Source organism: Hymenobacter sp. B1770 (genome assembly GCF_049896385.1).
Lineage (GTDB): Bacteria > Bacteroidota > Bacteroidia > Cytophagales > Hymenobacteraceae > Hymenobacter.
In genome coordinates this window covers 1-750 of the sequence record NZ_JAFCUF010000066.1, presented here as the reverse complement: position 1 = coordinate 750, position 750 = coordinate 1, and the positions used below count along the sequence as shown (strand labels likewise).

The following is a 750-nucleotide window of genomic DNA, read 5'->3' as shown; positions in this document are numbered from 1 at the left end:
TGGCTTCCTGCGCCGAGCCGCCCGCCGAGGCCCAGCAAACGACCAACCCGCCCAGTATCCGTTCCACGGCCGGGGCGGCGCCCGCCCCGCAACAGGGGCTCGCCACGGCGACGTTCGCCGGGGGCTGCTTTTGGTGCACCGAAGAAGTGTTCGAGGAAGTCAAGGGCGTGCGCGCCGTCGTCTCGGGCTACAGCGGGGGGCCCGAGGCCACCCCCACCTACGAGCAGGTGGGCCGGGGCGCCACCGGCCACGCCGAGGCCGTCGAGGTGTACTACGACCCGCAAGTCGTCCGCTACGCCACGCTGGCGGAGGTGTTTTTCCGCGCCGCCCACGACCCCACCACCCGCGACCGCCAGGGGCCCGACGCCGGGGCCCAGTACCGCTCCGTGGCCTTCTATCGCACCGCGGCCGAGAAACAAACCATCGACGATGCCATCGCCCGGGTGAATGCCAGCCGGCAATACGGCCGCCCCGTCGTCACCCAGGTGGTGCCCTTCGAGCGGTTCTGGCCCGCCGAGGGCTACCACCAGGGGTACTTCCGCCTGCACCCGGAGTCGTAGTACGTGCAGCGCGTGTCGACCCCCAAAGTGGAGGCGTTTCGCCGCAAATTCCCGAACCTGCTCAAAAGTCCACTGTAAGGAGCATTTAAGCACGAGGCTTATCGACCTGGAAAGGCCCGTTGTTCTTGCTGCACGTTCTGGGCGAGCTGCCGAAGGGTGTCCGCATCGACGGGGCAGTCAACGTAGTAGG

Annotated in this window: 1 protein-coding gene; it reads left to right on the top strand. The window is 68.4% G+C overall.

The window, feature by feature from the left end; genetic code table 11:
- Positions 1-56: 56 nt before the first annotated feature.
- The gene (msrA, locus tag ACP7AJ_RS21500) at positions 57-560 is read left to right on the top strand and encodes a peptide-methionine (S)-S-oxide reductase MsrA (RefSeq protein ID WP_426062293.1); all 504 of its coding nucleotides are present in this window, start codon (positions 57-59) and stop codon (positions 558-560) included.
- Positions 561-750 lie beyond the last annotated feature (190 nt).